This is a genomic window from Levilactobacillus sp. LN180102 (assembly GCF_050106635.1).
Classification (GTDB): domain Bacteria; phylum Bacillota; class Bacilli; order Lactobacillales; family Lactobacillaceae; genus Levilactobacillus; species Levilactobacillus brevis.
Genome location: NZ_JBNIIX010000018.1, coordinates 25,545 through 51,626, shown reverse-complemented (window position 1 = coordinate 51,626; position 26,082 = coordinate 25,545). Strand labels below are relative to the sequence as shown.

28 protein-coding genes and 5 tRNA genes are annotated in these 26,082 nt (G+C 46.7%); 25 read left to right on the top strand and 8 right to left on the bottom strand.

The window, feature by feature from the left end:
* The first annotated feature begins 50 nt into the window (after window positions 1-50).
* The 11 genes from ACP4IT_RS10460 (at window position 51) to ACP4IT_RS10410 (ending at window position 7,311) form a co-directional block, all read left to right on the top strand.
* Window positions 51-123, top strand: a tRNA-Asn gene (locus tag ACP4IT_RS10460).
* Between the two features lie 31 nt (window positions 124-154).
* Window positions 155-227 (top strand) — tRNA-Thr (locus tag ACP4IT_RS10455).
* A 242-nt stretch (window positions 228-469) separates the two neighbouring features.
* Window positions 470-790 (top strand): cellobiose-specific PTS system IIC component, encoded by a 321-nt coding sequence (locus tag ACP4IT_RS10450; protein ID WP_024525672.1) that lies wholly within the window; start codon window positions 470-472, stop codon window positions 788-790.
* Window positions 791-1,124: 334 nt separating this feature from the next.
* A complete protein-coding gene (locus ACP4IT_RS10445; protein ID WP_087613007.1) occupies window positions 1,125-2,606 on the top strand; it encodes a peptide MFS transporter in 1,482 nt (493 codons plus the stop codon).
* A 69-nt stretch (window positions 2,607-2,675) separates the two neighbouring features.
* Complete coding sequence (locus ACP4IT_RS10440; protein ID WP_087612693.1) at window positions 2,676-3,491, top strand: metallophosphoesterase; 816 nt, start codon at window positions 2,676-2,678, stop codon at window positions 3,489-3,491.
* Window positions 3,492-3,573: 82 nt separating this feature from the next.
* Window positions 3,574-3,656 (top strand) — tRNA-Tyr (locus tag ACP4IT_RS10435).
* Window positions 3,657-3,665: 9 nt separating this feature from the next.
* A tRNA-Gln gene (locus ACP4IT_RS10430) sits at window positions 3,666-3,737 on the top strand.
* Between the two features lie 230 nt (window positions 3,738-3,967).
* Complete coding sequence (gene proC / locus ACP4IT_RS10425; RefSeq protein WP_087612694.1) at window positions 3,968-4,771, top strand: pyrroline-5-carboxylate reductase; 804 nt, start codon at window positions 3,968-3,970, stop codon at window positions 4,769-4,771.
* Window positions 4,772-4,856: 85 nt separating this feature from the next.
* Entirely contained in the window at window positions 4,857-5,999 is a 1,143-nt protein-coding gene (gene nagA, locus ACP4IT_RS10420; protein WP_021741503.1) for an N-acetylglucosamine-6-phosphate deacetylase, read from the top strand.
* Between the two features lie 35 nt (window positions 6,000-6,034).
* Entirely contained in the window at window positions 6,035-6,736 is a 702-nt protein-coding gene (locus tag ACP4IT_RS10415) for a GntR family transcriptional regulator (RefSeq protein ID WP_011667315.1), read from the top strand.
* Window positions 6,737-6,804: 68 nt separating this feature from the next.
* Window positions 6,805-7,311: a GNAT family N-acetyltransferase gene (locus tag ACP4IT_RS10410; protein WP_087612695.1), complete on the top strand. Its 507-nt coding sequence runs from the start codon at window positions 6,805-6,807 to the stop codon at window positions 7,309-7,311.
* Here ACP4IT_RS10410 and ACP4IT_RS10405 read toward each other — a convergent pair.
* On the bottom strand, window positions 7,253-7,993 hold the full coding sequence (locus tag ACP4IT_RS10405) for a WecB/TagA/CpsF family glycosyltransferase (protein ID WP_011667317.1): 741 nt from the start codon (window positions 7,991-7,993) through the stop codon (window positions 7,253-7,255). The two genes, ACP4IT_RS10410 and ACP4IT_RS10405, sit on opposite strands and share 59 nt — an antisense overlap.
* 161 nt (window positions 7,994-8,154) lie before the next feature.
* On the opposite strand from ACP4IT_RS10405, the gene ACP4IT_RS10400 reads away from it, so the two are divergent.
* The 7 genes from ACP4IT_RS10400 (at window position 8,155) to ACP4IT_RS10370 (ending at window position 14,989) form a co-directional block, all read left to right on the top strand.
* Window positions 8,155-9,621 carry a nicotinate phosphoribosyltransferase gene (locus ACP4IT_RS10400; protein ID WP_011667318.1) on the top strand — a complete coding sequence of 489 codons (1,467 nt, stop codon included), beginning with the start codon at window positions 8,155-8,157 and terminating at the stop codon, window positions 9,619-9,621.
* Window positions 9,622-9,652: 31 nt separating this feature from the next.
* Window positions 9,653-10,483, top strand: a complete 831-nt coding sequence (gene nadE / locus ACP4IT_RS10395; RefSeq protein ID WP_015473364.1) for an ammonia-dependent NAD(+) synthetase — start codon at window positions 9,653-9,655, stop codon at window positions 10,481-10,483.
* 18 nt (window positions 10,484-10,501) lie between these two features.
* A complete protein-coding gene (locus ACP4IT_RS10390) occupies window positions 10,502-10,936 on the top strand; it encodes a hypothetical protein (RefSeq protein ID WP_011667320.1) in 435 nt (144 codons plus the stop codon).
* A 297-nt stretch (window positions 10,937-11,233) separates the two neighbouring features.
* Window positions 11,234-13,429, top strand: coding sequence for a Tex family protein (locus ACP4IT_RS10385; protein WP_011667321.1), 2,196 nt, complete (start codon window positions 11,234-11,236; stop codon window positions 13,427-13,429).
* Window positions 13,422-13,901: a SprT family protein gene (locus ACP4IT_RS10380; RefSeq protein WP_011667322.1), complete on the top strand. Its 480-nt coding sequence runs from the start codon at window positions 13,422-13,424 to the stop codon at window positions 13,899-13,901. The genes ACP4IT_RS10385 and ACP4IT_RS10380 overlap by 8 nt, the downstream gene beginning before the upstream one ends.
* Before the next feature lie 13 nt (window positions 13,902-13,914).
* Window positions 13,915-14,796 (top strand): homoserine kinase, encoded by an 882-nt coding sequence (thrB, locus tag ACP4IT_RS10375; protein WP_011667323.1) that lies wholly within the window; start codon window positions 13,915-13,917, stop codon window positions 14,794-14,796.
* A gap of 108 nt (window positions 14,797-14,904) precedes the next feature.
* Window positions 14,905-14,989 (top strand) — tRNA-Leu (locus ACP4IT_RS10370).
* A 175-nt stretch (window positions 14,990-15,164) separates the two neighbouring features.
* On the opposite strand, the gene ACP4IT_RS10365 is transcribed toward ACP4IT_RS10370, so the two are convergent.
* Window positions 15,165-15,467: an amidohydrolase family protein gene (locus ACP4IT_RS10365; protein ID WP_011667324.1), complete on the bottom strand. Its 303-nt coding sequence runs from the start codon at window positions 15,465-15,467 to the stop codon at window positions 15,165-15,167.
* A 55-nt stretch (window positions 15,468-15,522) separates the two neighbouring features.
* On the opposite strand from ACP4IT_RS10365, the gene ACP4IT_RS10360 reads away from it, so the two are divergent.
* Window positions 15,523-15,792, top strand: a complete 270-nt coding sequence (locus ACP4IT_RS10360; RefSeq protein WP_024855151.1) for a hypothetical protein — start codon at window positions 15,523-15,525, stop codon at window positions 15,790-15,792.
* 73 nt (window positions 15,793-15,865) lie between these two features.
* Here ACP4IT_RS10360 and ACP4IT_RS10355 read toward each other — a convergent pair whose 3' ends face one another.
* Complete coding sequence (locus tag ACP4IT_RS10355; RefSeq protein ID WP_258421238.1) at window positions 15,866-16,501, bottom strand: YczE/YyaS/YitT family protein; 636 nt, start codon at window positions 16,499-16,501, stop codon at window positions 15,866-15,868.
* Between the two features lie 18 nt (window positions 16,502-16,519).
* On the bottom strand, window positions 16,520-16,957 hold the full coding sequence (locus ACP4IT_RS10350) for a MarR family winged helix-turn-helix transcriptional regulator (RefSeq protein WP_011667327.1): 438 nt from the start codon (window positions 16,955-16,957) through the stop codon (window positions 16,520-16,522).
* A gap of 273 nt (window positions 16,958-17,230) precedes the next feature.
* Between ACP4IT_RS10350 and ACP4IT_RS10345 the strand changes: the two genes are divergently transcribed.
* From ACP4IT_RS10345 to ACP4IT_RS10320, 6 genes are all read left to right on the top strand, one after another.
* A complete protein-coding gene (locus ACP4IT_RS10345; protein ID WP_011667328.1) occupies window positions 17,231-18,637 on the top strand; it encodes an MATE family efflux transporter in 1,407 nt (468 codons plus the stop codon).
* Between the two features lie 95 nt (window positions 18,638-18,732).
* On the top strand, window positions 18,733-19,344 hold the full coding sequence (locus ACP4IT_RS10340; protein WP_011667329.1) for an HAD family hydrolase: 612 nt from the start codon (window positions 18,733-18,735) through the stop codon (window positions 19,342-19,344).
* Between the two features lie 104 nt (window positions 19,345-19,448).
* Window positions 19,449-19,868: a PTS sugar transporter subunit IIA gene (locus ACP4IT_RS10335; protein WP_024855150.1), complete on the top strand. Its 420-nt coding sequence runs from the start codon at window positions 19,449-19,451 to the stop codon at window positions 19,866-19,868.
* Complete coding sequence (locus ACP4IT_RS10330; protein ID WP_024855149.1) at window positions 19,865-20,368, top strand: PTS system mannose/fructose/N-acetylgalactosamine-transporter subunit IIB; 504 nt, start codon at window positions 19,865-19,867, stop codon at window positions 20,366-20,368. The genes ACP4IT_RS10335 and ACP4IT_RS10330 overlap by 4 nt, the downstream gene beginning before the upstream one ends.
* A gap of 87 nt (window positions 20,369-20,455) precedes the next feature.
* Window positions 20,456-21,241: a PTS mannose/fructose/sorbose transporter subunit IIC gene (locus tag ACP4IT_RS10325; protein ID WP_011667330.1), complete on the top strand. Its 786-nt coding sequence runs from the start codon at window positions 20,456-20,458 to the stop codon at window positions 21,239-21,241.
* A 13-nt stretch (window positions 21,242-21,254) separates the two neighbouring features.
* Window positions 21,255-22,082, top strand: coding sequence for a PTS system mannose/fructose/sorbose family transporter subunit IID (locus ACP4IT_RS10320; RefSeq protein ID WP_156646641.1), 828 nt, complete (start codon window positions 21,255-21,257; stop codon window positions 22,080-22,082).
* Between the two features lie 56 nt (window positions 22,083-22,138).
* On the opposite strand, the gene ACP4IT_RS10315 is transcribed toward ACP4IT_RS10320, so the two are convergent.
* The 4 genes from ACP4IT_RS10315 to ACP4IT_RS10300 all read right to left on the bottom strand — a co-directional run bounded on the left by ACP4IT_RS10315 (window position 22,139) and on the right by ACP4IT_RS10300 (window position 25,949).
* Window positions 22,139-23,182 (bottom strand): AI-2E family transporter, encoded by a 1,044-nt coding sequence (locus ACP4IT_RS10315; protein ID WP_156646643.1) that lies wholly within the window; start codon window positions 23,180-23,182, stop codon window positions 22,139-22,141.
* Between the two features lie 132 nt (window positions 23,183-23,314).
* Window positions 23,315-24,445: a GGDEF domain-containing protein gene (locus ACP4IT_RS10310; RefSeq protein ID WP_426855631.1), complete on the bottom strand. Its 1,131-nt coding sequence runs from the start codon at window positions 24,443-24,445 to the stop codon at window positions 23,315-23,317.
* A 170-nt stretch (window positions 24,446-24,615) separates the two neighbouring features.
* The gene (locus ACP4IT_RS10305; RefSeq protein ID WP_426855629.1) at window positions 24,616-25,263 is read right to left on the bottom strand and encodes an EAL domain-containing protein; all 648 of its coding nucleotides are present in this window, start codon (window positions 25,261-25,263) and stop codon (window positions 24,616-24,618) included.
* Between the two features lie 116 nt (window positions 25,264-25,379).
* On the bottom strand, window positions 25,380-25,949 hold the full coding sequence (locus tag ACP4IT_RS10300) for a TetR/AcrR family transcriptional regulator (RefSeq protein ID WP_011667335.1): 570 nt from the start codon (window positions 25,947-25,949) through the stop codon (window positions 25,380-25,382).
* Between the last annotated feature and the right edge of the window lie 133 nt (window positions 25,950-26,082).

Below are 26,082 nucleotides of genomic sequence, written 5' to 3'. Positions count from 1 at the left end.
GTAGTTGGGGGATCGCCCCCTGCGAGGATAGGACGTTGCCACGCGATTATTCCGGCATAGCTCAGTTGGTAGAGCACCTGACTGTTAATCAGGTTGTCGACGGTTCGAGCCCGCCTGCCGGAGTCGGGTTAACCAGGTTAACCGGAGGGCATATGCCGGCTTAGCTCAGCTGGTAGAGCATCGGTATCGTAAACCGAGGGTCGGGGATTCGAATTCCTCAGCCGGCATCAGATAATCATCAGTCATTTGGCTGGTGATTTTTTTGTGTCTAGTTATAAAAGCGCTTTCACGAAGCTATCTAATTGGTATAGCTTGATTATAAAAAATGGTATAGTCCTTAGAATGCCTATATGGCGGCATAAAAGGCGCGTAAAATAATATTGATAAATTCAAAATTAGTATTGTGGTCTATGACTTAAAGTGCTATTCTATATCTATCGAATGAAGAACGAAAAGGGAGAAATCGATCATGAAAAATGTTCTATTACTATCTGGAAATGAAAACTCAAGTCACTTGTTTTTAGGCGAAGCTAAGCGGACTGCTGAAACTCGGCACATGCCACTTAATTTCAGTGCTGCCAGTATTCAGGATTTAACACCGGATATGTTAGCAGAGCAGGATCTTGTATTGCTAGCGCCACGAGCAGTCAACCAAGCTGAAGTGACGACGCTTAAGGCACAAGTTCCGACGATGACGATCCCTAATGATATTTACGGTTGGTTGAACGGTCAGGCATTGGTAAAGTTTGCTTGTGAGAAATTGCAATTATTACCAGTAGCAGCCGTTTAAGGGCATCTATGCAAATTTGAAAGCCGATTTGTGAGCATTCACAAATCGGCTTTTTTATTGATTTTTATTCATTAACTCGGTAACTAGCCGAATGAATAAAAAATAAGAGGATTGCATGAGATGACTAATAATTTCATCATTGTTTTTTGTTGATTTTACGGTCAATGAAGACGTTTTTATCAGGAAAACCGTTGCGTAACAGGACTTCGTGCAGTATAATAACTACTATGTTTTATTAGAGGTCTATGAGACACCGGCGCCATCGATTTTAACGATGGATGGTGCAGAAAATAAAATTATTCATTTTCAGAAATGCAATGGAGGTATTATCGTTTTGAATAACAAACCGGAAGCAACCAGCGAAGACCGAACTTTCTTCGGTCAACCGCGTGGGTTATCAACCCTGTTCTTCACAGAAATGTGGGAACGGTTCAGTTACTACGGCATGCGAGCTATCTTAATCTACTACATGTACTACTCAGTTACTAAGGGTGGTCTTGGGTTTGATCAAGGAACGGCAGCATCTGTAATGTCGATTTACGGATCTATGGTTTACCTATCCTCTGTCTTAGGTGGTTACTTGAGTGACCGTGTCTGGGGGAGTCGGCGGACTGTGTTTATTGGTGGGGTGCTCATCATGTTTGGGCATATTGCCTTGTCAGTTCCCGCTGGTAAAATGGCTTTGTTTGTCTCGATCCTATTAATTGTGTTAGGTACTGGGTTATTGAAGCCAAATGTTTCTGAAATGGTTGGTGGCCTATATAACGAAGGCGACACGCGTCGTGATTCCGGGTTTACCATCTTTGTGTTCGGGATTAATGTTGGTTCTTTAGTTGCCCCTTACTTAGTTGGCTGGTTAGGGTTAAGTTATAACTTTCACTTAGGGTTCTCCTTAGCTGCTATTGGGATGTTCTTAGGGCTAGTCCAATACTGGATTGGTGGTAAGAAGTACTTGAGCAAAGATAGCCTTTATCCAACCGATCCATTGGAACCAGGCGACATGAAGAAGTTAGTCGTTCGGAGCACAATTGGATTAGTGGCCTTTGTCTTAGTCTTGTTGTTGATGGCTCTCTTGGGTTCATTGAACTTAACCAACTTCGTGCTCTTATTGACCATCATTGCGTTGGCAACTCCCGTAATCTACTTTACAATTTTCTTAACGAGCAAAAAGGTTACGGCCACGGAACGCAAACACGTGTGGGCTTACTTGGGATTGTTTATCGCCGCAATGATTTTCTGGGCAATTGAAGAACAAGGCTCATCTGTTCTAGCCTTATTTGCTGCTAATCAAACCAATAATATGGTGTTAGGTTTCCACATTCCACCTGCATGGTATCAATCACTGAACCCACTGTTCATCTTGCTCTATACACCATTCTTTGCGATGATGTGGAACCGTTGGGGGAAGAAGCAACCAAGTTCACCAGCGAAGTTCGCTACTGGGATGTTGTTTGCCGGTGCTTCATACTTAATTATGGTGATTCCAGTCGCCTTATTCGGTTCTAGCGCTAAAGTTAGTCCTTTATGGTTAGTCGGTAGCTGGGCAGTTATTGAAATTGCCGAATTGCTGATTTCGCCAATTGGATTGTCGGTAACGACTAAGTTAGCACCAAAGGCTTTCCAATCACAAATGATGAGTATGTGGTTCTTAGCAGATTCTGCTGGGCAAGCCGTTAACGCTCAGATTGTTAAGCTATATACACCAGGAAATGAAGCTAATTACTTCTTAGGCGTCGCGATTGTTGCCATTGTCGCTGGTATTATTATGGTTGCCCTAGTTAAACCAATTAAGAATTTAATGGCTGGAATTAAATAAGTTTAATTCACTGCTAAAAGTGCTACTCTATTATCGGAGTAGCACTTTTTTAATCGAGGAGATGGGCCTATCGTTCGAGTAGCTTTAACCAGTGATCTTCACTTCGATGTGAATCAGCAAGATACCGCTAAGATCTTACCGCAGATGGCAGCTTATTTAATTGCGCAGCGGGTTGGTGTGTATTTAATCGCTGGTGATTTAACCAACCATTTTGCCCAATCGTTGGCGGCAGTCGAGCAACTGCAGCGGCTAATTGCACCAGCCCAGGTTCGATTTATTGCTGGCAACCATGATATGCTTCATGATGTCACGTATGCGGGCCTAGAATCGCCGCTAGCGCCCACTTACTTGCATCGTGGGTATTTAGATGTGGCGGGGACTAACTGGCAAATAATCGGCAATAACGGCTGGTATGACTATCAATTTGCCCACAATCTGTGGGGCCGTGATTTTGCGACGTGGAAACGGGCCTTTTGGGTGGATGGCAGTATCGATCAGCCACAGGGCGATGTTGCCCGTATGGATCGGGTATTAGCCCAAGTAACGGTACAACTCCAACAGGCGCAATTGGTTCACAAGCGGGTCTTATTCATGACACATTTTGTGCCACGGCAAGCGTATATCCGCTATACAACGGATGACCGATTTTGGAATATGGCCAATGCCATGCTGGGGAGCCCCCGCTTGGGACGCTTATTAGAAAGCTATCACGTTCCGGTGGTCCAGTTCGGTCACGTCCATCGGCATTTTAGGCCGCAGACTTTTGGCAATACCACGTATTATAATCAGTCAGTGGGTTATTATAACCGCCGCATTAATGAGTGGACCCAGACGGATTTTATGACCGAATGGCGGCAACGATTACACTTTTTGACGCTAAAATGAAAAAAGTCGCAAAAAGTGCTTGACGGTTTATGCATATTTTTGTATGATAGTGAAGTTGATTCGTTACGACGATTCATCTTTTGGTGGGGTAGCGAAGTCTGGCTAAACGCGGCGGACTGTAAATCCGCTCCTTCGGGTTCGGTGGTTCGAATCCACTCCCCACCATTTTATTATTGGGCTATAGCCAAGTGGTAAGGCAACGGGTTTTGATCCCGTGATGCGCTGGTTCGAACCCAGCTAGCCCAACTAAGAACCAGTCACGGTGTGTGACTGGTTTTTTTATGCGCTTTTTTCCACCCGCAAGCCATTAAAAATTGACAATTTCGACAATTTTCGCTAAAGTCAAACTAACAATTGCTCCAGACCATTTGTGTCTTTACTAGCGATCTCGTTAGTTTATTAGGTTCATCATTGCTAGACCAGTTATGAGGACCTTAGTTAGCGATAGAATGTTTATTGATCAAGGAGGAAGCGGCATGAAGATTGGATTTATTGGCGTTGGCGGGATGGCTCAAGCCATTATTGGTGGCTTATTGCAGGCTAAGACGTTTGCGCCAACGGAAATTGTGGTGCACAGTCATCGTAAAGAAAGCTACGAATCCTACGCCCAAGCTCATGGATTACAGACGGCGGAACAAAATAGCGATGTTGTTGGTCAAAGCGACTTAGTCGTGGTTGCAGTGACACCGAACGTTGCGGCGAGTGTGTTACAAGAAATCAAGCCGCAAGTCGCTGATGGGCAGACCACAGTGATTTCCATTGTGGCTGGATTATCTTTAGCTGAAATGGCTGACATTTTGGGAGATAACGTTCCGATTTTACGGACACTCCCAAATGTTAACGTTGAAGTGGGGGCCGGAATGACCGCTGTGGCAGCAAATGTTCGCTTGACCGGTACTGATTTAGATGCTGCTTTACGGGTGTTCAATACAATTGGGTCAACGACGACTTTGGCAGAAGACCAATTTGGTGTCTTTAGTGCCTTAGCAGGGAGTTCACCGGCATACATCGACTTCTTTATTGATAGTCTCAGCCGAGCAGGTGTCAAGCACGGTTTAAACAAGGCACAGGCTACCCAAATTGCAGCACAAGCCACTTTGGGGTCCGCCAAAATGGTTTTGGAAAGTGACAAAATTCCGTTTGCCTTGATTGATCAAGTCGCTTCACCCGGAGGCAGTACCGTTGCGGGATTGCTAGCGATGGAAGAAGCGGGGTTGATGACGGCCGTTGTTAAGGGCATTGATGCGACCATTAAGCGTGATGCCGGCGATCCAGCCTAAAAGAATAACATGAGTTGTCTTTCTGGTCTATACCGATTATAATGAGTGTATTGACCACTTCTGGTAAATATTGAGGAGGAGACTCATGAGTATTGTTTTAAAGCACGCGCAGATTTATACGGGTGAAACCGTAATTGACGATGGTTATATTCGGTTTGATCAACAGGTAGAAGCCGTTGGCCCAGTGGCTGATTTTCGGCCACTTCCTGCTGATGAGATTCACGTGGTAACCGGGCAAGTCATTGTTCCTGGCTTTATTGATGTTCATAGCCATGGGGGCTACGGGTATGATAGTATGGATGGGGACCCCGATCAAATTGATAAGATGGTTAATCTGATGTCCTTAGAGGGGATTACGTCCGTATTTCCAACGACGATGACCCAATCTAACGACGCCATTGACCATGCCATGCAGGGCATTGCTATTGCAGCTGAGCGGAATCCGTTAATTCAGGGTGTCCACCTAGAGGGACCATTTATTGCGGCTATTTTCAAGGGCGCACAACCAGAAAAGTACATTAAGGATCCAGACGTGACTTTGCTAGACCGTTGGAACAAGTTATCGGGTAATCGAGTTAAGCTCATTACTTATGCGCCAGAAGATGCTGGTGCCGAGAAATTTGAAAGCTACTGTTTAGCTAATGGAATTGTGCCCTCAGTGGGACATTCAAACGCAACGCGTGAACAATTATTAGCGAGTCGGGCGACTCATGTAACCCACCTCTATAATGCGCAACGGGGGCTGCGGCACCGTGAACCAGGGGTGACCGGCCACGCGATGCTGGAAGATAATCTATACTGCGAAATTATCTGTGACGGGTTCCATATTGTGCCAGATATGATTAAACTCGCTTATGAGCAAAAGGGTGCGCAACGCCTAGAGTTAGTGACCGATTCGATGCGAGCTAAAGGGATGCCTGAAGGGGTCAGTGAATTGGGTGGTCAAAAGGTCATTGTTAAGGATCGACAGGCCCGCCTAGAAAGTGGCAATTTAGCCGGTTCTGTTCTGCGTTATGATGAAGCCTTTCGCAATGTCATGGCCTTCACGGGCTGCTCGGTAGCGGAAGCGGTTCAAATGAGTTCCGTTAATCAGGCAGCTGAATTTGGGTTGACCCAAAAGGGCAAGTTAGTTCCTGGTCGGGATGCTGATTTGAATCTGTTAGACCGGAGCTTAAACGTCAAAACGACTTATAGTTTGGGACGTAATATGCAAAATTTAATTAAGTAATTTAAAGTGTGATTTTAGAAGGGACGTTGGTTGCTGTGAGTTCACCGATTTATATTCAAATTCATAATGACATTAAACGGGCAATTGAAGCCGGAAAGTGGGCAGTGGGCGACCGAATTCCATCTGAACGGGAGCTGTCGCGGAATTTTGATGTGAGTCGGATGACGTTACGGCAAGCCATTCAAACCTTAGTGGATGAAGGTATTTTGGAGCGCCAGGTTGGTTCTGGAACCTACGTTGCGAATCAAAAGGTTCAAGAAAAGATGTCCGGTGTGACCAGTTTTACGGATTTGATGCTGACCCAAGGGAAGCAACCAACCAGTAAGACCATTTCCTACCATGTGATGAATCCTTCGCTGAGTGAAGCGGAAAAGCTGAAACTAAATGAAGACGATCAAGTCTTGCGGATGGAACGAATTCGTTATGGTGATGATGTGCCAATCTGTTTTGAAGTGGCAACTGTGCCAGAGAAGCTAGTCGATGGGTTGAGTAAAAAAGAAGTGACGAGTTCTTTGTACCGAGCCTTGGAAGATAAAAAGCAATTGAGTCCAGGGAAGGCCCAACAAACGGTTTCAGCGATGTCTGCTTCCGAACGCATTGCGGAATACCTGAGTATTAAACGGGGCGACGCTATTTTACGGCTCCGTCAGGTCACGTACCTACAAGACGGAACGCCGTTTGAATATGTGCGGACCCAATACGTTGGCGAACGATTTGAGTTTTATTTGGAAAAATAAATAAAAGTGCCTCACAAGCGTTAAATTAACGCGATTGTGAGGCACTTTGTGTAAAAGCAGGTGAAGCGATGATCACGATCAGACCAGCGCGGGCCGATGATGATTTTTCGGCACTCGCACAACTCTATCTAACTGCGTGGCAGACGAGTTACCAAGACATGTTACCAGCAGGCTTTTTGAACCAATTAACCGTTGCTCAATGGCACCCGGAACAGCATTGGCAGCACCTGTTCGTGGCTGTGAATGAGCAGGATCAGTTTGTCGGTGTCTGTTCATACGGCCCTTCCAGGCGACAACGATTTGCGAGTTACGGCGAAATCAATTCCATTTACTTGTTGCCGACACAGCAGCGTCAGGGAATCGGGCAGCGCTTAATGCATGCAGCCTTGGGTACCTTACGTGCCAACGGTTTTAACCGAGTCGTCTTGTGGGTGTTGACGGATAATCAGGCGGCTCAACAATTTTATTGGCACGTCGGGTTTCGACCGACAACGGTGACGATGCCCCAGGGACCGCTTAACGAGACGGCTTTTGTTTGGCTTGCTGACGAACCAAGCGGAGATAATGGGGAATAACGGCGATTCGTTTGAGACGCTTGGGCTCTTTCAATGTTCGGTATAGCCACTCGATGTGATGGTCTTGCCAGAATTTTGGTGCACGCACAACGACACCAGCCAGAACATCGAAGCTACCACCGACGCCCATCCACAAACCGTGAGTCACGTGACGATGGTCGGCAATGAATTGTTCCTGTTTAGGAAAGCCTAGAGCTGCGAAGACCATGTCTGGTTGTTGCGCCTGAATATCGGCGACAATCGGTGTGGCGTCTTTAAAGTAACCGTCGTGAAGGCCCACAACCTGTAAGCCGGGGTAATCGCGGGCAAGCACTTCTTTTAATTGCGCAATTACCGTGGGCTTGGCCCCTAGAAAATAGGCGGACCGATGTTGGTCGCTGCCCCATTTCAGAAGAGCTTGTAAGGTATCAAAACCGGTAATTCGTTCTGGGAGCGGTTGGTTGAGGATTTGAGCCCCATTTAAGATACCAATGCCATCTGGGGTAATAAAATCGGCCGTGAGTAGTAATTGTTGGTAGTCGGGATGATCGTGACCGTACATCACAATTTCTGGATTGGCAGTAACGACAAAGGTGTTTTGTTGCTGGATAATCCGGTGCTGTACTTCGGTGAGAAATTCCGCCGCAGTTGTCTTCACAAAGGGAATATCTAAAACGGTGACGGTTGGAAAGGTCGATTGCATGAGGTGACTCCTTTCAAGGATTGATTCGCCAATGACCTAAGTCATCGGATCCACATTAAATTTTATGACGCTCTGTTTGTTTCATGCTAAAATAGGGCTATTAGTACGAGAACTAAAAGAGAAGAGTCCGGCTTGAAAACCAGCTAAGGGAGTAGCTTATTATGACGAATTTGTATCCTGACGACAGTTATACTCTGCATACGGATGCCTATCAGATCAACATGATTCAGACGTATTACGAACAAGGAATTGCCGACAAACACGCTGTTTTTGAAGTGTTCTTTCGCGATATGCCCTTTCAAAATGGGTACGCGGTGTTTGCTGGCTTAGAGCACATTGTTCATTATATCCAAAATCTCCATTTTTCCCAAACAGATATTGATTACTTACGGGAAGCTGAAGATTATTCAGCTGAATTTTTAGATTACTTAGCTAATTTTAAATTTCGCGGGTCCATTCGGTCTGCGGTTGAAGGCGAGTTGGTGTATGCCCATGAACCGCTGCTGCAGGTTGAAGGACCGCTGGCCGACTGCCAATTAGTCGAAACGGCTATTTTGAATATTATTAACTACCAAACTTTAATTGCCACTAAAGCCGCTCGGATTCGTTCGGTAGCCGGGGATGACGCCCTTATGGAATTTGGGACACGACGCGCCCAAGAATTTGATGCGGCTATTTGGGGCACCCGGGCCGCTTACATTGGTGGCTTTGATGCAACTTCAAATGTGCGCGCTGGAAAGATTTTTGGGATTCCGATTAGTGGCACGCATGCCCATGCGTTGGTTCAGACTTACGGCAATGATTATGATGCCTTCATGGCTTATGCGCAGACCCATCATGACTGTGTCTTTTTAGTGGATACCTATGATACATTGCGTAGCGGCGTGCCCAATGCCATCAAGGTGGCCCAAGAACTGGGTGATCGAATTAATTTCCAAGGGGTGCGGATTGATTCCGGCGATATGGCCTACTTGTCTAAACGGGTGCGTCAAAAGCTGGATGAAGCAGGCTTCCCTAATGCTAAAATTTTTGCATCTAATGATCTAGATGAAAAAACAATTCAAAGCTTGAAGATGCAGGACGCTAAGATTGACGTTTGGGGAATTGGAACCAAGTTGATCACCGCCTTTGATCAACCAGCTTTAGGTGCCGTTTATAAGATGGTGGCCATTGAAAATGATGCCGGGCAGATGCAAGGAACGATTAAGCTATCCAATAACGCTGAAAAGGTCACAACACCCGGTAAAAAACAGGTTTGGCGGATTACGAAGAAGGCCGATGGCAAGACTGAGGGGGATTATGTGGCTTTGATTGACGAAGATCCACGGAATGAAGACTCTCTCTTCATGTTCCACCCCAGCTTCACGTATATCAATAAGACCGTTAACGACTTCAACGCGCGTCCCATTTTACAACCAATTTTTGAAGATGGTGAATTGGTGTATAAGTTACCAACACTATCAGCGGTTCGGGATCGGTGTCGTGGTGCCCTAGCCAATCTATGGCCAGAATACAAGCGAGACTTGAATCCTCAAAAGTATCCGGTCGACTTGTCACAAGACTGTTGGGATCATAAAATGGCGATTATCAAAGAGATTCATAGTTACGTTCAAAAAATGCCTGAATAAATAGGTAAATGAGTGAAGGGGGTTGTCTGAAATGCGGGCAAAACAACGAGAAATTATTGATGCCTTGAAGGTTAAGCCAACGATTGATCCGGCAACGGAGATTCGCCGGAGTGTTGATTTTTTGAAGGCTTATTTGCAACGATATGACTTTATGAAAACGTTGGTGCTAGGAATTTCTGGTGGGCAAGATTCAACCTTAACCGGCCTGCTTTGCGAACAAGCTGTGACGGAATTACGCCAGGAGACCGGCGATAATGACTATCGATTTATCGCGGTTCGCTTACCCTATGGCGAACAGGCCGATGAGGATGATGCCATGATGGCGATTGACTTCATGGATGCCGATGAGGTCCAGCGAGTTAATATTAAGCCGGCGACTGACGCGATGATTCAGGCGGTTGAAGCAAGTGGTAAGCCGATTAGTGATTTTAACAAAGGCAATGTTAAAGCGCGTCAACGGATGATTGCCCAGTATGCCATTGCCGGTGCTCGGTCCGGTGCGGTCGTGGGTACAGACCATGCCGCGGAGGCTGTGACGGGATTTTACACCAAGTATGGCGATGGGGCGACCGATATTTGTCCGATTTGGCGGTTGGATAAGCGTCAAGGAGCTGCGATGCTGGCCCAACTAGGTGCTCCAGAGCACCTATACAAGAAGGTACCGACGGCTGATTTGGAGGATGACCGACCAGCATTACCTGACGAGGCTGCCTTGGGCGTTCGCTATGAGGATATCGACGACTATTTGGAAGGGCGGTCTGTTAGCGAGGCAGCGGCGAGTCGAATTGAAGACTGGTACGCCAAGACCGCTCATAAGCGGCATTTGCCGGTAAATGTTTATGACACGTTTTGGCAAGAATAGCAGACGGGGAATTAACTGATGCGAAAAAATGATATGAATGGTTATATTCAAGCACTATCGCGCGTTTTACAAGGCACTGAAGATGCCGCTGGCGAAATGAATACCGACTTCGAAACGATGCGTGGGGCGATTGACCACCAAACAGTTGGTGAATTATCGCAAGTTGAGCTGCAAAAGATCGTTGATAACTTCCAACGGGGGACTGATGGTTATGAAGCTAATTTAAATAAATTGGAACAGACTAGTGTGCCCGTCCGTGTATTGGGCAAGCACAAGTCCTTAGTAGCTGCTTATCGGACTTACGTGGAGGCTTGTCAGGCAATGACTGATAGCATTGATGTTGAACATCAAACAGCTGATCAAGCTGCCTTTGACGCAGCTGAAGCTACGCAAGAAAATGCGATGGAAAAGGTTACCGCGGCAACGCAACGGATTATGACCAGCCCAATGTAAGCTGTTAAAAAGCCCGAGGCTATCTCGGGCTTTTTTGGTATTAGAATTGCTGGCCTTCTGGCCGTGCTAGTTTAGTGCACCTATGTCAACTACTTTTAGGCGTGATTGCCCGCCCTCTGGTCGCGGCAAATGGGCTGGAACGTACCGGACACGATTTACGAAGAGGTTGAGCTTCGAGACTTGTGGGTTTGCAAGGTGCCCATTTGGCAACCGAAACGATAACGCCTAACGACCAAAGCGGGTTAGGTTCCCAGAACATGGTATAATGCGAGTATGAAGAAATAACGGAGGGGTTGCATGGCAACGAAACAAGAAACAGCTTTAAGTGAATTAGCTCAGCCAATTCATCAAACGTTGAGCCAATATCGTGTGCGGCAGATTCAAGCCGTCTTGACCCTATTGGATGAAGGCAATACGGTGCCATTTATCGCGCGGTACCGAAAAGAACGGACGGGATCGCTGGATGAAGTCGCCATTCGCGATATTGAAGACGAAGCCCATCGGCTGACCAAATTGAATCAACGGCGCGACGATGTGTTAAAGCTGATTGCAGAGCAAGGTAAATTAACGCCGGCACTCAAAGAAAACTTGATGCACGCAACTGTGCTACAACAGGTGGAAGATCTTTATTTGCCATACAAGCAAAAGCGGCGCACCAAAGCAACGATTGCTCGGGAAGCCGGGTTGGCACCGCTGGCTAATTGGTTATTAACGTTCCCAACGGGTGGCTTAGATGAACGGGCAGCTGCTCTAGTGGCCGCAGATAAGGGATTGCCTGATGTGGCGAGTGTCTGGGCTGGTGTCCACGAAATCTTGGCAGAAACATTTAGTGAACAGGCTGCCTTTCGTGAATGGATTCGACGTTATACGTGGCAGCATGGAGAGTTAACCAGTAAGCTTAAGCGCGGGGCCGCTACGGAGGATGAACAACAAGTTTACGCGACGTACTATGAATTTACGCAGAGCTTAAAGCAGGTGCCGCCGTATCGGGTGTTAGCGATTAATCGGGGTGAACGAGAAAAGATCCTATCTGTGGGAATTAATGTTGATGCGACGTCCATTCTGCAATATGGTCACTTTCGGTTAGTGGGTCAGCATCGTGGACCGGCTGTGGAAAAAGTCACAGCGGCATTTGCGGATGCTTATAAGCGCTTTTTAGGCCCGGCAATTGAACGGGAATTACGCCGACAATTAACGGATCAGGCCGATGAACATGCCATTCAAGTGTTTGGCAATAACCTGTATCACTTGTTGATGCAGGCACCCCTCAAAGGGAAAATTGTGATGGGGTTTGATCCGGCGTATCGAACCGGTTGTAAGCTAGCAATTATGGATGCTAATGGTCGCTTCTTAGCTAAACAAGTCATTTATCCACATAAGCCAGCCGATGCTAAGAAACGGGCGGCGGCAACACCAGCATTTAAAAAATTGCTTGAGGACTATCACGTTGAAATGATTGCCATTGGTAATGGGACTGCTAGTCGTGAATCCGAAGAATTTGTGAGTCAAATACTGAAGACATTGAACCGACCAGTGTATTATGTGTTGGTCAATGAAGCCGGTGCCTCAGTATACTCGGCTAGTGCCAATGCGCGGGCTGAATTTGCTGATTTTCACGTTGAAGAGCGGTCAGCGGTCAGTATTGGTCGACGGTTGCAAGATCCTTTAGCTGAATTAATTAAGATTGATCCGAAAGCTGTCGGGGTCGGGCAGTACCAACACGACGTTCCCAAAAAAGCGTTGGATGAACAACTTGATCGAGTCGTTGAAACGGCGGTTAACCAAGTTGGGGTTAATGTTAATACGGCAAGTCCCGAATTGCTCACCCATATTTCGGGCCTAACAACGACGACTGCTAAGAACATTGTCGCTTACCGTAACGATCATGGCGCCTTTAACAGTCGGCAGGCCCTGCAACAGGTGCCGCGTTTAGGGCCGAAAGCTTACCAACAAGCGGTGGGCTTCTTACGAATTATTGAGGGCAGTGACCCGCTGGATAACACGGATATCCATCCGGAAAGTTATTCAGCCGCCCGTCAGCTATTAACCGGGTTGAACCTCACAACCACGAGCGTTGGCACCCCGCAATTGCAACAGCAATTAGCCAAACTCAATCAGCAACAGTGGGCGAACCAGTTGGGGATTGGACCAGCAACCTTGGCGGATATTGTGACCGGGTTAAGCAAACCCGGTCGTGACTTACGGGATAGTATGCCAGCCCCGCTGTTACGGCAGGATGTGTTGACGATGGCCGACTTGCAACCGGGAATGGAATTGCAAGGCACCGTCCGGAACGTCGTTGATTTTGGTGCGTTTGTGGATATTGGGGTTAAGCAGGATGGCTTGGTCCACATTTCCCAGTTAGCTGATCACTACGTCAGTGATCCTAGCACGGTAGTCACAATTGGTGATGTGGTGACAGTTTGGGTGTTGAGTGTTGATGAGAATCGCCAACGCATTCAGTTGACGATGAAGCAGGCTGCTCGTGACTGATGCAGAACTTCAGCGGCTGGTCGAGCACATTTCTCAAGTCAGCTTTGGTCGTCCGTTTCGCCACCAAGCCACGTTTAACGCACGACTGCGGACGACGGGTGGGCGATACCGACTGACCGATCACAACATTGAATTGAATCCCAAAATGTTAACTGAGCATGATTTAGCTACGCTAATTGGCGTGATTAAGCATGAATTGTGTCACTACCATTTACATTTAGCCGGGCAGTCGGGACAACATCGCACGGCGGCCTTCAAACAGCTATTAAAGCAAGTCGGCGGTTTACGATTTGCACCAGCACCGGCCCCGGTCATCAAGCCCCGCCATTGGCAAATGTATCAGTGTACCCGGTGTCAGCAGGTCTATTACCGGGCGCGAAAAATTAATGTGAATAAGCTCGTGTGTGGTCGGTGTCGGGGACGACTAAAGTGGCGGCAAACCATCTTAGCAACGACTCGGCCGCATGCATAAGGAGGTCAAAATCATGGGAAAGACAATTATTCGGGTACCAGCGACAGCGGCAAACCTCGGTCCTGGTATTGATTCAATTGGAGCAGCGTTACATTTATACTTGACGGTGATTATTGAAGAAAAGACAGAAAAGTGGCGGGTTAATCATGCCTTAGGGACAGAAATTCCTCGGGATGAAAACAACTTGATGGTCAAGACGGCCTTACAGGTTAACCCCAAGTTGACGCCCCATCAATTGACAGTTATGTCGGATATTCCGGTATCTCGCGGATTAGGTAGTTCAACGAGTGCCATTATCGCTGGGATTAAGATTGCCAATGAGTTGGGTGAAATGGACTTAACAATTCCGGAACAGTTAAACTGGGCCGTTAAATTGGGCGGTGAGTTGGATAATGTCGCACCAGCGTTGTTGGGACAGGCGGCGGTCGCCACGGTAAATGAAGATGAGGCTACGGCAATCAAGTTACCCTTGCCTGAGCTGCGGGTTTTAGTCTTTATCCCAGGCCAAAAGTTACTAGCACGCAAGAGTCGTGAGGCTTTGCCAAAGGACTTGCCATTTGCGACAGCGGTTCATGCCAGTGGTGTGGCGAATGTCTTAGTGGCGGCATTGCTGACCAAGGATTGGGAATTAGCAGCGAAAATGATTGAACGCGATGAATTTCACGAACAAGCGCGTTCACAGTTGGTGCCTGAATTGAAACAAATCCGGGATGCAGCCCATGAGTTGGGGATCACAGGAACGTACCTAAGTGGGGCTGGTCCAACAGTTGTGACCTTTGGTACATCGGCGCAAGTGACGCTATTGCGGACAAAACTGGCGAAGCTTGATTTGGCCGGTAGTCTGCGTATCTTGGATTTGGACCCTGATGGTGCTACGGTTTTGACGGACGCTTAGACGTTGGCCTAAGCGGTTAACGACTAAATAACCAATTATTTTGAATTAACTTACAAAAAATATTGTCAGGATGAAAATCATTTGGTATACTATTTCTTGTGAGTTAATGCGGCCATGGCGGAATTGGCAGACGCGCAAGATTAAGGATCTTGTCCGGGTAATCCGGGTGGAAGTTCGAATCTTCTTGGCCGCATCTATAACGAAAAAGAGTGAGGATCAGCGGTAAAACGTTGATTCTCACTCTTTTTATTTTACTGAATGAGGACGCAAGGCGCAGATCGTCCTCACAAAAAAGGTACTTAGAACAACACAGTCAGTGTCTGCCAAGTACCTTTTAGTATATCTAGCGTTAGAAATCTTGCGTTAAGTTACAGCTTGAATAATCGCTGGGCATTTTGACGAAACATCTTGGTCTTAAGGGACGGGGATAGTAAATCAGTGGTTTCCAATTTATTTGCTAAGCCAATCACTGCTGGTGTTGGTGTGTAAGGTGTGTCGGATGCGTATAATAATTTGTCGGGGTCAATCAATTCAAGGAGTGCCGGTAATTGCTGCGATAATACCATACCAGCAACGTCAAAGTATTGGCTACTCATGACACTTTGAATATCCAATTGTTCGGAGGTTAACTTAGGGTTTAATCCCCTAGCAAAAGGAATCCGATTAGCCACTAGGGGTAAGACGGCACTTTTACACGGTGGGGTATTATTTTTAACGCAAACACAGATGGGAATTAGTTTTGCCGACATGGTTGCCGGAATTGTCGAGTTTGGGGAGAACCAACAAGTCCGAGCCGCACTTAATGATTTAAGGGACATGTTTGGTCAGTACATCGAACAGGTGACGACTGACCCTAGCCAGTTGGAGATAAACAAACGCCTTTATTTTGAGATGTGTATCGGGAACATTGCGCTATTTAATACCAGCACATTTCCGGTTGACAAGGGCGTCCAGATTTTACAACAGAATCTAAAGCGGGTCTTGGAGTTGTTTTAATAACTGACAAAAAGAATCAGTCTGGCTGGGAAGTGTGCTGAGCGGACTGATTCTTTTGGTTTGAATGGCAGGATTAAGCTTGAATCCAAGTGACTAATTGCGGCCACCATCGGGTATAAGCGCTGACGAGTCGGCCAGTGATTAAGGCCGATAGTATGGTTCCCTCCCGGACGCCGACTAGCCCGTGAAGGCCGAATAAGGCCAAGATGATCGCGACAACAACCATTGCGCCATCACACCAGACCTTGGCTCGGGGGAATTCTCGGTGGGTAGCGACGGCAACGGCACCTGCTATGCCTTCGCCAGCCATCACGATTGTTTTCGAATTAACCTCAAAGAAAACGCCCCAAGCGAGAATGACAATACTGAGTAAGGTGGCTAGTAGCTGGGCCCCGTAGTGCTGTAGTGGCAGCCAGCTTAACCAGTGAGTAAAAGCATCAATTAAGACACCGAAAATAACGGAAGGAATTAGCTGCAACCAGGCCCAAGGGGAAAACTCATGGCGCAGAAAGGCCGCTTCTAATAAGATGAGCACGATCATGAAGAGAATCGTGACTTGCCCAATTGTGAGTGGGGTCATGAGACTTACAACATTAGGAATGCTAGAAATTGGCGAGGTTCCCAAGCTGGCAAGTTTGGCGAGAGCCACAGCAATGGCCATGAGGATTAGGCCAAATGTGAGACAACTATAGTGTTTTAAAAAAGAGATAAATGCTGTCGTGAGTTTTCAGTTCCTTTCTTGTCGCTGTTGGAGGGTCTGGTAAATGGCCGCAAGTTGTTGACCAGTCACCTGAGCATTAGCCTGTGGGGTTGCCGCAAATAAGGCCTGCCACCACGCGCCCATCACTTGACGAATCTGGTCGGCCTGCTGGTAGCCAGTTGGTGTTAGGGTAATGCGTTGGGCACGGCCGTCTTGTGGATCGGGGGTCCGCTCAACCAATTGTTTAGTGGTTAAGGCGCGTAAGTCACGAGCGACCAGACTGGGGTCCAGTACCATTTGATGGGCAATTTCCCGTTGTGTGAGTCCGGGATGATCGGCAACAAATAAGAGCAGGTCGCCTGTCGTTGCTCGCAAGTCGAGGGCTGCAATTTGCTCATTGAAGTCATGCTTAGATTGGCGGTAAATACTGGCAATATATTTATTAAAGGTAATGGGTTGAGTCATGAGTAACCTCTTTTATAAAAAAATAGTGGATAAGTCCATTAAATTCTTAAATTGGAGACTTGTCAACCAGTGAGTTAAATGACAAACAGATAACAATTGCTTGCCGCAATCGTTTTCAACGCAAATGGGTCTTCAAAAAATCTTAAGAAGCGTGTAAGATTATTTCTTAATGGCAAAGACTTCAAGCAAAAAGACTGACATTCGTCTGGTTAGGCGTTATGATAGTTTTCTTGCGTCAATTTGATTGACAAAAAATTCAAAGGAGGTCCGCACATGAGCGACTTGACCAAGGGTAATTCCCTGAAACTAATTTTCTTCTTTACGATTCCACTGTTGATTGGTAATCTATTCCAACAGTTATACAATGTCTCTGATACAGTGGTGGTTGGCCAAACCCTTGGTGTTAAGGCGCTTGCCGCTGTGGGGGCCACTGGTTCAATTAACTTCTTAATTATTGGGTTTGCCCAAGGGTTGACGGCGGGGTTAGCGATTATTACGGCCACACGGTTTGGTGCCCGAGATTATAAGGGTGTCCGGCAATCTTTTGCGGCGAGCATCATTATTTCAATTTTGATGACGATTGTTTTGACGGTTCTGTCACTAACATTTGTTGACCCGATTTTAAAATTAATGCAGACACCAGCTAGTATTTTTGCCAATGCGCGGATCTTTATCAGCACCATCTTTGCCGGAATCTTTGCATCGATGGCGTTTAACTTGTTATCTAATATTATTCGTGCACTGGGGGATTCCCGAACGCCATTAATCTTTTTGGTCATTGGGACCGTTGTTAACGTTGTTTTAGAGTTATTATTTATTTTAGTCTTTCACATGGGGGTTGCCGGTGCCGGTTGGGCGACGGTCATTTCCCAAGTGGTTGCTTCCTTGTTGTGTGTGGTGTACATCATTCGCTCAATTCCGTTGCTGCACATTACGCGGGATGATTTCAAAGTGAGTGCTAATGAATTGTGGCAGCATTTTTCAACAGGGATGCCCATGGGCTTTCAGCTATCGATCATTGCGATTGGGACGATGGTGATGCAGGCCGCCCTGAACTCGTTAGGGACCGACTCTGTGGCTGCTTCTACGGCTGCTTCTAAGGTCGATCAATTGTGTTCTCTACCAATGTCCTCATTTGGGGTAACCATGGCTACTTTTGCCGCACAGAACTTTGGTGCTGGTAAGTATGGGCGGATCATGGAAGGGGTTAAGAAAACTCTCTGGCTGTCTGGTAGCTTTGCCGTCTTTGCCGGAGCCTTGGTGATCTTCTTTGGGAAACCCATTGTGACGTTGATTATTGGAACGGCAGACGAACATGTTATCCAATTATCCCAGACCTACTTCAATATTATCGGGAGTACTTACCTGCTATTGAGCGTGCTCTTCATTATTCGCAATACGCTACAAGGACTGGGACGGCGGGTCTTGCCGACGCTTGCCGGTGTTGGTGAACTAACCATGCGGGTCTTTGCCGCTTTGGTCATGGTTAAAGCATTTGGTTATGCTGGGGCTGTTTCCGCAGAACCGTTGGCTTGGTTAGGTTCCTGTGCGATTTTGATTCCATCATGGATTCGAGCGGTTCGGCAACTTCGTAACCTGCAACGTTCGGTGGAAGTGGTCGAAGGGGAGCCGGCGACACCGGCATTACCTAAAAAAGCTGTGTCAGCAGATTCCCATTAGGCAATAAAGCATGATAAACTAAGGTGTGGCCTTCGGGTCAGACCTTTTTCTTTTATACGATCTTAAATTTTTAATGAACGAGGAGTGCTGACCAAATGAAGACGTTTATTTTTGATGTTGATGGCACCTTATTAGATACGGAAGCCATGTATATGAAATCGTTACAAGCAATCTTACATGAACGCGGGATTGAGCGATCTTATGCGGAACTCGCCACGACCTTTGGCATTCCTAGTAAAGACGCGTTGATTCGTCTGAATGTCTCCGATATTGAGGGGGTATTAGCCGAATGGGGCCCACGAACCCAAGATTATCGGGATACGGTTGCCATTTATGATGGGATTCCGGTTGCCTTGGAGCAATTACGGTCAGCGGGGGCCCAACTGGCCATTATGACCTCTAAGCGTCGATTTGAATATGATCGAGATGTTGTCAGCTTAGGATTGGACCAATATTTTGACCAGGCAGTGGTTGCTGAAGATATTGCGCATGGTAAGCCCGCACCTGACGGGATTTTATTGGCGATGCAGCGATTAGCCGCCCAACCAAGTGACACCATCTATTTAGGCGACACGGTGTATGACGCTGAGGCCTCCGCGGCAGCTCGCGTCACCTTTGGCTTTGCCGCTTGGAATGGACGAACACCACGGGATTTTACGCCAGATGTTAGCCTAACGACTCCGCAGGCCATGCTTGATCTGTTGTAAAAATACCGGAGTGGTAGATGGAAACGCTTTTTTATGCTATATTAAATGCAGACGCCATTTACAGAAAACGGCTAATTTAGCGGAACGAATAAAGGGGTGGCAGAATGCTCGCCATAATCGTCACAAGTCACGGAGAATTTGCCCGTGGAATTTTGCAAAGTGCAGAAATGATTTTTGGAAAAGCCCAAAAGGTTGTTGCGGTGACATTAGCGGCTAATGAAAGTGTTGAGGATTTGGCAAATCATTACCAAGCAGCCATCGCAGATATGCAACCCGTTTCGGAGTTGCTGTTTTTAGTTGATCTGTGGGGTGGCTCACCATTTAACGCTGCGAGTCGGGTGGTGGCCCAACAGCCAGATAAATATGGCCTCGTGGCTGGTCTGAATTTGCCAATGCTAATTGAAGCATTGTCCATTCAGAATCAAACGTTAGCGGAAGTGATTCCCCATCTTGAGCGAGCGGCTCAGGGCGGAATTCGCCATTTGGATTTACAAGCAGGTGCAGGAGAGGACGATTTATTATGACCATGACAATTAAATTAGCGCGGGTTGATAACCGCTTATTACATGGTCAGGTCGCTACGGTCTGGACCAAGACGGTTAAACCTAATCGTATCTTAGTGGTATCGGATGCGGTTGCGCAGGATCAGTTACGTAAGGTCTTGATTACCCAAGCGGCGCCTGCTGAAGCTAAAGCTAACGTGATATCGGTGGCTAAAATGACCCAAATCTATCAGGATAGTCGGTTTGATGGGTTTCAACCGATTATCTTAACCGAAAGCCTAGCTGAGATGGCCCAACTAGCAGCCGCTGGCATTAATTTGACCGCTACAGGGGTTAATGTGGGTAATCTGCCATATACGGCAGGAAAAACGATGTTGACCAACAGTGTGTCGGCCGATGCAGCCGACGTTGCAGCGGTCCGACAGTTGGTGGCGGCCGGGGTACCTGTCTATACACAGACGGTGCCAACCGATCGACAACAGGATTTCTTGACATTGGCAACTAAAAAAGGCTTGTCTTAATACCTCACTCGGTGGGTTACTCTCATCGAGCGGGGTGTTTTTGCGAGTAAACAGATTTAAGATGATATGAAGGGAGTCAAGCAGCTAGTGAATGTTTGGGGTGTATTACTTATTGCCTTTTTGGCCGGAGTTGAAGGGGTGATTGACGAATGGGAATTCCATCAGCCCATTGTTGCCTGTACCCTTGTGGGATTGGCAACGGGGAATTTAGTAACGGGGATTGCGCTGGGAGCTTCACTTCAGTTGGTCACGTTAGGGTGGATGAACATTGGTGCGGCGGTGGCACCAGATCCAGCATTGGCTGCTGTGGTGGCTGCTTGGTGGGTGAGTGGCCCAGCACATTTGCCGGTCGCCATGGGAGTCATTGTGGCGATCCCATTAGCACTGATTGGTCAGGGGCTGACTCGCGGATTACGTCAACTGATCGTACCACTGGTTCGGCAAGCTGATGTGGCAGCTGCTAATGGTAATTTACGACAAATTGACTGGCTGCAGCGTGGTGCCGTGGTCTTACAAGGACTACGGGTGTTAGTACCGACGGCCCTATTAATGATGGTCCCAATGCAGTGGTTGCAAATAGGCTATCAGGCAATTCCAGCGGTACTACAAGGTGGATTGCGAGTGACCGCCGGTTTATTGGTCATTGTCAGTTTTGCCGTTGTGATTAATATGATGGCAACGCGGCAATTGTGGCCGTTTTTCTTCATTGGATTTGCCCTGGCCACGGATAGCCACCTTAGTCTGGTCGCCTTAGGGCTGATTGGAATTGGCTTAGCCATTATTTACTTACGATTGGACCATCCGCATGGTGGTGGCACCGGCCCAACTTCTACGGATGAAGATGAATTGGATCGTGAACTAGATGACTTGTAAGGAGACAGCAAACATGACAGATTCGGGAGCACCAAAAACATTAACCTTAGGTGACCAGCTTTTGATTTTTGGCCGCTCTGGATGGGAACAGGCTGCTTGGAATTATCCGCGGTTACAAAATCTGGGCTTCTGCTATATTATGATTCCGGCAATTCGACGGCTCTATGCGACTGATCAGGCTGAAATGCGGGCTGCGGCTCAGCGACACCTAGAACTCTTTAATACCATGCCCTATATGCAGTCCTTAATTACGGGAGTGACATTATCTTTAGAAGAGGATCGAGCGAATGGAAAACCTGTGAGTGCTACCGACATCAATGCGGTTAAGGTTGGGATGATGGGTTCCCTGGCCGGTGTGGCTGATCCGGTTTGGTGGGGCACCTGGCGGCCAATCCTGAGTGCCTTTGCCGCTAGTTTAGCTCTGAGTGGGTTCGGTATCGTTGGCCCACTGGTTTTCTTCTTAGGTTGGAATTTAGTGCGACTTGGGTTTCGATGGGGCGCGCAGCGTTGGGGATATCGGCAAGGCCTGAAAGTGGTGACGAGCCTCAGTAGTGGGGTCTTACAACAATTGACGTTGGGAGCTTCAATTGTGGGGATGTTTGTGATGGGGGCCATCATTCCCCGATGGACCCACGTTAGATTGGCCCCAATTATTGCAACGAGCCACCGGACAACCTTATCGCTGCAAGCAATGATGGATCAGTTACTGCCGGGACTCATTCCCCTCGTCTTAACGGTGGGCTGTGTGTGGTTGCTGCGGCGCCATGTCAAACCGTTGTGGTTATTAGCGGGCATTTTTGTATTGGGCATTGGCGGCTACTGGTTAGGTATTTTCTATTGAAAAAAGGTGGTCACTGGTCTGTACTCAGTGATCACCTTTTTTGATTGGCAACGTTATCAATGATGATTTGACTCTATGGTCGTTGGTCGATGGGGCTTGAGTTGCACGTCGAAGACTTCTAAGAAGAAGGCAACCAGTGGCACGCCGACGATTAATCCCCAAGCGCCGAAGAGTCTTTCACTAACAATTAAGGTAATAAAGGTCACGAAAATAGGCAAGTTAGTCGCATTGGTCATGAGACGGGGATGAAGAAAGTAAGATTCAAACAAGTGAATTAAAATCACGAGAACTAACACCGCAGCCAAGCGCAGAATGCCACCACTGATAAAGGCGATAATGGTCAGTGGAATGAGCGAGATTAACACACCAGCAACCGGAATCAAGCCGAGAAAGAAAACCATAATTCCGAGAATTAAGAGGCTTGGCATGCCGACTAACCAAAGGCCAATCACCATCAACACTGTATTGATGGAACAGATCATCAATTGGGTTTCGATAACCGTACCGAAAATAGTCACAAATTTCAGAATCAGCTCACCCATGGGGACAAACAAACGGGAAAAACGGCTTTTGGTAAATGCATGAACGAAGTGGCGTAACTGGGTCTTCGTGAGATTGAAAATAAAGCTAAAGAAGAAGGCCAAAATAACGGTTTCCACACCAGAACTAAAGCGGGACAACTTAACAATGCCACTTGTAAATAAGGTTTTACCGTTGTTGATCACTGAGGCATTTTGAGTCAGATTTTTAATCCATCTGGTCAGGGTGGTTTCTAATTGGGGATAGGTAGTGACCAGTTCCTTGAGCGTGTTTGGTAGTCGGGAAACTTCCGTGACCAGTGGCGGGATGATTTGTGCAAATGCAGCTACTAGAATCCCTAAAAAGATCAGATACACTAATAAAGTCGCAATTAAATGGTGAACGTGAAGCCGATGTTCAAGTCCCATAGTAGCCGCATTACCAAGATAGATGAAGATGATCGTGAACAGCGCTAAGGATAAGAAGGCCCGGGCGTTCCAGGCAAGGATGATGAGTAAGATTAGTGCAAAGTAATAAGCGGTTAATGGACTTTGCCAAAATCGTTTCAGAGCAGATACCATGTTGTTATTCCCCCTCGAGATAAGTACTTTAAGCCTACACGCCACCAATGGGGAATGCAACCAGCTACTGATGAGCAATACCAAACACCCCCTCGCCAGTTAATTTGTCGAGGGGGTGCAATGCGTTGGTAGTTATTGGATCGTGACGCGATCCCGGCCAGTTTGTTTGGAGTGGTATAAGTTACGATCTGCGCGATGGAAGATATCGACTCGCTGGTCATCGTCAGTATGAAGTTGGGTCACCCCAGCTGAAATACTAATCGAAATTTGATGACCATCATGAGAGAAGTGTGCCTCGCGAACGCGCTGTGCGATAGAATGAACTAAGGGAGCCGCCTGTTCAGTGGTATAGCCAGTAAATAGAATCGTAAATTCTTCGCCACCAGTGCAATAGAGGTGAAGGGTGTCATCGAGTTCCCCAAGTTGCTTGGTCACTAATTGGGCAGTGTGGCTGAGAACGTAGTCACCGGCTAGATGCCCATAGGTATCATTTACCTGTTTGAAGTGGTCAATATCAAATAACATGAGCGTTAGCGGCTGATCGGTTGTACGACTGTGGGCAAATTGTTCTTCGAAATCATTTTTAAAAGCGAAGTAGTTATTAACGTGTGTCAGTTCGTCAAAGTTGGTGGTATAGGTTAACCGGGCTAAAGTTGCGGCGCCGGTCATGAGTGAATCAACGTAGAGGTACATCATACTTAACAATAGGAAGATGAATAGCATTTCCCACAGAATATTAGTCGTCGTAAGGTGAAAGCGAGAGCCGATAAGGGCCCACAAAATTGCTGATAAGATCAGTGATGGGATGATGAAGCGGAAATAGTCTGTCCAATGATCTTGTTTACGGGTGCGCATGGCCTTCATGACGTAAAATAAGGCGACGTAGACACCGGCATAAATCCAGGAGAGAGGGACCCCTAGCGTCCCATTAATACCCATGTAGATGAGAATCGTACCAAGCGTCTCCCACCAATGAATATCCATTAACAAGAAATAACTGACAAAGACGACCGCGAAAATTTTAAAGTTACTAAAGACCCAACTGTTAGCTGAGTCACGAACCGAGAGTTGGAGGCCAAAGATGATCACAATCATATAGAGGAGGCCAAAGATATTCCGAACAGCTTCGGGGTCGGGATGGTAACCGAATTTTTGTAATAGACGGACGATCCGATTGGTTAAAAACCAATATAAGGTTAAGACTCCCAGTAAGAAAAAGAAACTCGTAATTGCGGGCGCCACGAACCAGTGTGACCAGGTCATGGTTAGTTGTCCTCCAATCTGTAAGTGTCAGTGTTAATCAGTCCACTAGTTATACATTAATTCAATTATTTAATGACTGCTGTTAATATCATATCATAACCTTAAATGTTAAAAAAATGTCCAAAAATAAGACAACGGCCACTGTCGTTGTCTTATTTTTGAATGAGTATTTAGACCAAGCTAGGTTTACCATAAAGGTAACCTTGATGGAGTGTAATGTGATTTTTCTTGGCTAAAGCTTGATCTTTTTCATCTTCGACACCTTCGAGAATTAAGCGTAGCCGGTAATCACGGGCAACCTGGGCCCAGAAAGCTAGGCTTGAGGGGATTAGGGCTTCTTCGCCGGTTTGCCGGAGATTTTGCATCGCGAATTTGATTTCATCGACGAATGGCAACAGGTCGCGAATATTTTGATAAGTGTTTGATCCAGTGCCGACATCATCGAAAACGAGATCAATTCCGTACTGATGCACCGCGAGACTGAAGGCCTTTATCTCTTCAAGCGAAGGTGCTTCGGTCAACTCAATGGTTAGAGCGGCTGGGGCAATCCGCTTTTTTAAAGCGATAATCGACCCTAGTGTCAGTGGATTTCGTAGTTGCTGATTGTCAATGTTGAACGCTAAAACCTGATGGTTGACAGCTGTATGCAATGAATTAGCGGTTTTCTCCAATAGTTTCGTTTGTTCTGGGATAGAGATATCTGTGAAGTGTTTAGGTAATACCCAGCAATCATGCTGTTGTTTGCGTAAAAGTACTTCATAGCCAAAGACTCGGTGATTATCTTGATTAATTTGTGGTTGAACAAAAAAACGATACATAACCGTGTGCTCCTTTTAGTAGCTTTTTTGCTGGTAAATGGCTTGTTAGTTTACATCCATTTTAACGCATTTTCAAAAAAGAACAATGCCTATATCGTTTATTCTGATGACAGACGCTAACTTTTAAGAAATCCATGAAGTCCGGTGAGATTTAAGGCCACTATTTTTTGTTTCAACTCAGCAGACGACATCTCAATTTGACCCGTAATACGCAACCGGAACAGGGTTAAGGTGCCGTCGATAAGAAAATTAGCGCAAATCTTAGCATCGGCTTCGCTGAGACCATAACCGAGTTGAAAGTTTTGAGTTAAACCGATGGCGACTTGGCGCTTAACCCGCCGCGAGGCAAAGCTATAGTCATCAGAGGTGAGGATAAAGGTGTAGAAGTCTGGGGCTTCTTCAAAAAAAGCCGACAGACGATCGTACCAGAAGCCGGGTTCGACGGTTGAATATGTCGTTCCTGGGGTAGGGAGCAATAGTTTTAAGAGTTTATCGGCAATTTCGTCAGCGAAACTGTAGGCCAAGTCGTCGATAGAGTCATAGTGCAAATAGAATGTCTTGCGATTGATATTAGCTTCATCGGTGAGTTGCTTAACGGTAATGTCATGGTAAGGGTATTGTCGGGCAATTTTACGATAGGCCTGACGTAAGGCTGTTTTGGTACGTTGAACACGTCGATCGGTCATCAGTTCCTCCTAGTTAAACCCCAAATGAGGCGAAAGTGTGGCTTAATCCTCAGGTTGGGTCTTTTTGTTGTGGAAGTTCTCCGCCAAAATACGTATGCGGTATGACCGAATGAGGTTAAGTTGTTCACACTAT

What these genes read in the sequence shown, in the direction of transcription:
- ACP4IT_RS10390 (WP_011667320.1), top strand. Translation starts at nt 10,502, where the DNA reads ATGCGAAAAAATGATATGAATGGTTATATTCAAGCACTATCGCGCGTT.
- ACP4IT_RS10450 (WP_024525672.1), top strand. Translation starts at nt 470, where the DNA reads ATGAAAAATGTTCTATTACTATCTGGAAATGAAAACTCAAGTCACTTG.
- ACP4IT_RS10400 (WP_011667318.1), top strand. Translation starts at nt 8,155, where the DNA reads ATGACGAATTTGTATCCTGACGACAGTTATACTCTGCATACGGATGCC.
- ACP4IT_RS10410 (WP_087612695.1), top strand. Translation starts at nt 6,805, where the DNA reads ATGATCACGATCAGACCAGCGCGGGCCGATGATGATTTTTCGGCACTC.
- proC (WP_087612694.1), top strand. Translation starts at nt 3,968, where the DNA reads ATGAAGATTGGATTTATTGGCGTTGGCGGGATGGCTCAAGCCATTATT.
- ACP4IT_RS10405 (WP_011667317.1), bottom strand. Translation starts at nt 7,993, where the DNA reads ATGCAATCGACCTTTCCAACCGTCACCGTTTTAGATATTCCCTTTGTG.
- ACP4IT_RS10335 (WP_024855150.1), top strand. Translation starts at nt 19,449, where the DNA reads ATGCTCGCCATAATCGTCACAAGTCACGGAGAATTTGCCCGTGGAATT.
- nagA (WP_021741503.1), top strand. Translation starts at nt 4,857, where the DNA reads ATGAGTATTGTTTTAAAGCACGCGCAGATTTATACGGGTGAAACCGTA.
- ACP4IT_RS10360 (WP_024855151.1), top strand. Translation starts at nt 15,523, where the DNA reads ATGGGAATTAGTTTTGCCGACATGGTTGCCGGAATTGTCGAGTTTGGG.
- ACP4IT_RS10345 (WP_011667328.1), top strand. Translation starts at nt 17,231, where the DNA reads ATGAGCGACTTGACCAAGGGTAATTCCCTGAAACTAATTTTCTTCTTT.
- ACP4IT_RS10320 (WP_156646641.1), top strand. Translation starts at nt 21,255, where the DNA reads ATGACAGATTCGGGAGCACCAAAAACATTAACCTTAGGTGACCAGCTT.
- ACP4IT_RS10350 (WP_011667327.1), bottom strand. Translation starts at nt 16,957, where the DNA reads ATGACTCAACCCATTACCTTTAATAAATATATTGCCAGTATTTACCGC.
- ACP4IT_RS10300 (WP_011667335.1), bottom strand. Translation starts at nt 25,949, where the DNA reads ATGACCGATCGACGTGTTCAACGTACCAAAACAGCCTTACGTCAGGCC.
- ACP4IT_RS10310 (WP_426855631.1), bottom strand. Translation starts at nt 24,445, where the DNA reads ATGACCTGGTCACACTGGTTCGTGGCGCCCGCAATTACGAGTTTCTTT.
- ACP4IT_RS10340 (WP_011667329.1), top strand. Translation starts at nt 18,733, where the DNA reads ATGAAGACGTTTATTTTTGATGTTGATGGCACCTTATTAGATACGGAA.
- ACP4IT_RS10315 (WP_156646643.1), bottom strand. Translation starts at nt 23,182, where the DNA reads ATGGTATCTGCTCTGAAACGATTTTGGCAAAGTCCATTAACCGCTTAT.
- nadE (WP_015473364.1), top strand. Translation starts at nt 9,653, where the DNA reads ATGCGGGCAAAACAACGAGAAATTATTGATGCCTTGAAGGTTAAGCCA.
- ACP4IT_RS10385 (WP_011667321.1), top strand. Translation starts at nt 11,234, where the DNA reads ATGGCAACGAAACAAGAAACAGCTTTAAGTGAATTAGCTCAGCCAATT.
- ACP4IT_RS10330 (WP_024855149.1), top strand. Translation starts at nt 19,865, where the DNA reads ATGACCATGACAATTAAATTAGCGCGGGTTGATAACCGCTTATTACAT.
- ACP4IT_RS10305 (WP_426855629.1), bottom strand. Translation starts at nt 25,263, where the DNA reads ATGTATCGTTTTTTTGTTCAACCACAAATTAATCAAGATAATCACCGA.
- thrB (WP_011667323.1), top strand. Translation starts at nt 13,915, where the DNA reads ATGGGAAAGACAATTATTCGGGTACCAGCGACAGCGGCAAACCTCGGT.